The sequence below is a fragment of the Phocaeicola sp. genome (assembly GCF_048170425.1).
GTDB lineage: Bacteria > Bacteroidota > Bacteroidia > Bacteroidales > Bacteroidaceae > Phocaeicola.
Window position 1 is genome coordinate 1 of sequence record NZ_DBEXBB010000170.1, and the last position, 4,365, is coordinate 4,365.

Here is a 4,365-nt window from a genome sequence, read left to right on the forward strand (position 1 = left end):
AAAAGAAACATTATAACTAACCCTTTAAAATTAAAACAAAATGAGAAAAAACATTGTAGCAGGTAACTGGAAAATGAACAAGAACCTGCAGGAAGGTATCGCATTGGCAAAAGAATTGAACGAAGCATTGACAGCTGACAAACCCAACTGCGATGTAATCATCTGTACTCCTTTCATTCACTTGGCTTCTGTAACTCCTTTGGTAGACAGCTCTATCATTGGTGTAGGTGCAGAAAACTGTGCTGACAAGGTTTCTGGCGCTTATACAGGTGAAGTGTCTGCAGAAATGGTAGCATCTACAGGTGCTCAGTATGTAATCTTGGGTCACTCAGAACGTCGTGCTTACTATCATGAAACAGTTGAAATCTTGGAAGAAAAAGTAAAATTGGCTTTGGCTAATAACTTGAAACCTATCTTCTGTATCGGTGAAGTATTGGAAGAACGTGAGGCAAACAAGCAGAATGAAGTAGTAGAAGCGCAGCTGGCTTCTGTATTCTCTTTGTCTGCTGAAGATTTCGGTAAGGTAATCTTGGCTTACGAACCGGTTTGGGCTATCGGAACTGGCAAGACTGCTACTCCGGAGCAGGCTCAGGAAATTCACGCTCATATCCGTTCTTTGGTGGCTGCTAAATATGGTCAGGAAGTGGCTGATAATACTTCTATCTTGTATGGTGGAAGCTGCAAGCCTTCTAACGCAAAAGAATTGTTCGCTAATCCTGATGTAGACGGTGGTCTGATTGGTGGTGCTGCTTTGAAAGTTGCAGACTTCAAGGGTATCATCGACGCTTTTAAATAATTCTTTTTTGAATTAGTCAGGAGCGACTTATGAGCACAGAGATAATGTGAGGACGTAGTGCCGTCGTACGGTCTCTGTGCTCAATTGACTTTTGTTTTCGTATGTCTATCTAAAAATCCGGTTATGCTGAAATATCTTTTATTTGTAGTTTCTTTTTTGTGTGTTGGCAGGGGATATGCCCAGCAGAACATTATTGAAAGCCTGCAGACTCGTCGGGCGGGAGAAGGTGTGGTAACTATTCATCAGGATGCGCAGATTTCGTCCTTGATAGGAAAACGTTATGTGCGTGATACCAGTTCAGACCCGGTAAAGACATTAAAGGCTCGTGGGTTTCGCGTACAAGTATATGCTGGTAACAATTCCCGTCAGGCACGTAGCGAAGCAAATAACGTGGCCACGAAAGTGAAAGAAGAATTTCCGGAACTTCCGGTTTATACTTATTTTCAACCTCCGCGTTGGCTGTGCCGGGTAGGAGATTTCAAAAGTATTGAAGAAGCACATGTAACCATGCGTAAATTGAAAGCAACAGGCGTTTTTAAGGAAGTGTCGATTGTGCGTGAACAGATTAATATACCTATAGAATAATGATGACAGATACGAATTTGATAAACTGGCCGCAAGAAAAAGCTGAGAAACTGATGGGGCATTACAAGGAAATCCTTTCTTTACTGGGTGAAGACCCTGCGCGGGAAGGACTGTTGAAAACCCCTGAGCGTGTAGCAAAAGCCATGCTGACATTGATGCGTGGATATGAAATGGATCCGAGAGAAGTGCTGAATGCCGCAAAATTCAAGGAACCTTACAGTCAGATGGTGATTGTGAAAGATATTGACTTTTTTTCCATGTGTGAACATCATATGCTGCCGTTTTACGGAAAGGCTCATGTGGCTTACATTCCGAATGGATACATTACGGGCCTGAGTAAGATTGCTCGTGTGGTAGATATCTTTTCTCATCGTTTGCAGGTGCAGGAACGCATGACGCTTCAAATAAAGGAGTGTATTCAAGAAACATTGAATCCATTAGGCGTAATGGTGGTAGTAGAAGCCAAACACATGTGTATGCAAATGAGAGGAGTGGAGAAGCAGAATTCTATAACGACTACCTCTGATTTTACAGGTGCATTCAATCAGGCCAAGACGCGCGAAGAGTTCATGAACCTGATTCGTGCAAAATATTAATATGAAAAAGGCTATTTCCCCTTTTATCGTAAGTGGAGAGGGGAAATAGCTAACGTAAAATAACGCGGTCGCCTGCTTTTTGTGCCATTGGAATCTGAATTTCTTGCAACTCTTTGTAATGTTGCATGATTTCCTGGCATTTCTCCGGATTGTTATAGATGTCTGGATTGGTTAAAGCCTGCAGGGTATGCTTCATTTCTTCTTCTACAATCGATAGCTTGAAATCAATTAACAACCTTGGAACTAACTCGTAAAGTCTTTCTTCATCGGTGATGATTGCCTGTCCTTTGGAGTGGTACTTGCTTAGCTGATAGCGGTCGCTGGCCAGTTCTGCGGCCTGTTTGCTGATTTCTGGATCAGGATGAGTCAGGAAATAGCGCTCAGACACAAAGCCTTCGTCGTGCAGATGATTCTCCGCTTCTTTTAGAATGCGGCGGTCTAAGGGATAGTGAAACTGCAGTTCATCCTCTTTCAAGCTGGAAGAAATGCATTCTATGACAGTGAGCGGTTGCTCTTCTCCGTTTTCATCCTCCAGGTAACACATTACTTTTTCACCATAGCGGATAATCATTTGTAGGAGGAGCTGTTCCTTCTTGTAGAACAGTTTTTGTTCGTTCCCCTCCAATGGGATATACGAAAGATAATTATCCGTAGGAGCAGGAGTGCTTGCAGGTTGTCCGGCAGGCTGTTCAGCGGTTGGAGGTATATATTCTGCTGCTGTTTCCTGAGGAGCTGGAGGAAGTTGAGTCTCATCCGGTATAGGAATCTCTGTCGGCTGTGTTTCCGGATAAGTAGTCGGAGCATCTGGTTGGGTATTTGGGGTAGCCTGCCGTTGCTTTCGCTGGATTTCCTTGTATTTATTTTCCTGAGCCTGTTCTATCAATTTGTTTACCGCTTCTATCAGGATTTTTTCTTCCATTTGCAAAAGCTGGCTGCACTCACGTGTATATACGGAGCGGACAATAGAGTCGGGTATTACAGAAATACTTTTTACAATGCTGGAAATCAGACTGGCACGTTTGATTGGGTCTTTTCCTGCTTCTTCCATCAGCAGGTTTGTCTTAAAGCGGATGAAATCTACTTCGTGCTCATTGATATATGCTTGATAATCGGTGGCATTATGCTTGCGGGCAAAGCTGTCCGGGTCATCTCCATCGGGAAGCAGGCATACCTTGATGTTCATGCCTTCTTCCAATAACATGTCAATACCACGTATACTGGCTTTGATTCCGGCTCCATCACCGTCATACAATACCGTAATATTGTTGGTAAAGCGATGAATCAGTCGTATCTGGTCGGAAGTCAATGCTGTACCCGAAGACGCTACCACGTTTTCGATTCCGCTCTGGTGCATGGAAATGACATCGGTATAACCTTCTACCAGGAAACAGCGGTCCTGACGTACAATGGCCTGCTTGGCAAAATAAATGCCATAGAGCTCCCGGCTTTTGTGGTATATCTCAGACTCTGGAGAGTTAACATACTTCATCTGCACGTTTTTGGTGGCGGCACTCAATACACGTCCGCCAAAGGCTACTACCTTTCCTGATAAGGTATGTACGGGAAAGATGACGCGTCCCCAAAAACGGTCGCGAAGTGAACCGTCATCCTTTCTATAGCACAAGCCGGTCTTTACCAGAAAGTCTTCCTGATAGCCTTTTTGCTTGGCCGTACGTGCCAGTGCATCGTGGCTGTCTGTGCTGTATCCTAACTGAAACTTTTTGATAATGTCATCGCGAAATCCTCGGCTGCGTAAGTAGGTCATACCGATACGTTGTCCGTCGATGTGATTGTGAAGTATGTCCTGAAAATATTCAGATGCAAACTGGTTGACCACAAACAGGCTTTCCCGTAAACTGTGTGCCTGCTTTTCTTCATCAGTCAGTTCCCGCTCTTTTACTTCGATGTGATATTTATTGGCCAGCCACTTCAGTGCCTCGTAGTAAGAAAGCTGTTCGTGCTCCATGATGAAGTGTACCACATTTCCTCCCTTGCCGCAACTAAAACATTTGCATAGTCCTTTGCTGGGAGACACACTGAAAGAAGGGGTCTTTTCATTGTGAAACGGGCATAGTCCGATGTAGTTCACTCCCCGGCGGCGGAGGGTGACAAACTCGGATACTACATCTACTATTTGTGCGGCATCCAGTATTCGGTCTATGGTAGCTTGGTCAATCATTTCGAAGGGCGAAAATAATAAAAATAAGTAGAATGTGCAATTGACCTTGGCAAATCCTGAGAGACCGGTGATGGCATGGCAAATTGCGCCGCTTTTTCAGATGAGCAATGGGGATGTTTGTTATTATTCTTTTTGCTGCTGGTATCAGGCACTATAATGTTTTCAGGGACCAATACGGTGAAATCTCTGGACAGGTATTTTTCAAGAAA

Annotated in this window: 5 protein-coding genes; 3 read left to right on the forward strand and 2 right to left on the reverse strand. The window is 44.0% G+C overall.

All coding sequences use genetic code 11. The features are described 5' to 3' along the window. The first annotated feature begins 40 nt into the window (after nt 1-40). The 3 genes from tpiA (at nt 41) to folE (ending at nt 1,977) form a co-directional block, all read left to right on the forward strand. The gene (gene tpiA, locus ACMJ0U_RS06530) at nt 41-796 is read left to right on the forward strand and encodes a triose-phosphate isomerase (protein WP_417129002.1); all 756 of its coding nucleotides are present in this window, start codon (nt 41-43) and stop codon (nt 794-796) included. Between the two features lie 123 nt (nt 797-919). Then, entirely contained in the window at nt 920-1,381 is a 462-nt protein-coding gene (locus ACMJ0U_RS06535) for an SPOR domain-containing protein (protein ID WP_417129004.1), read from the forward strand. A 2-nt stretch (nt 1,382-1,383) separates the two neighbouring features. Further along, the gene (gene folE, locus ACMJ0U_RS06540; RefSeq protein ID WP_417129009.1) at nt 1,384-1,977 is read left to right on the forward strand and encodes a GTP cyclohydrolase I FolE; all 594 of its coding nucleotides are present in this window, start codon (nt 1,384-1,386) and stop codon (nt 1,975-1,977) included. A gap of 49 nt (nt 1,978-2,026) precedes the next feature. Here the strand turns inward: folE and dnaG are convergent, their stop codons facing one another. Then, nucleotides 2,027-4,156, reverse strand: coding sequence for a DNA primase (gene dnaG / locus ACMJ0U_RS06545; RefSeq protein WP_417129006.1), 2,130 nt, complete (start codon nt 4,154-4,156; stop codon nt 2,027-2,029). Further along, nucleotides 4,153-4,365, reverse strand: a 213-nt coding sequence (locus ACMJ0U_RS06550) for a hypothetical protein (RefSeq protein ID WP_417129008.1), incomplete at its 5' end; no start/stop codon positions are given. The genes dnaG and ACMJ0U_RS06550, both read right to left, overlap by 4 nt.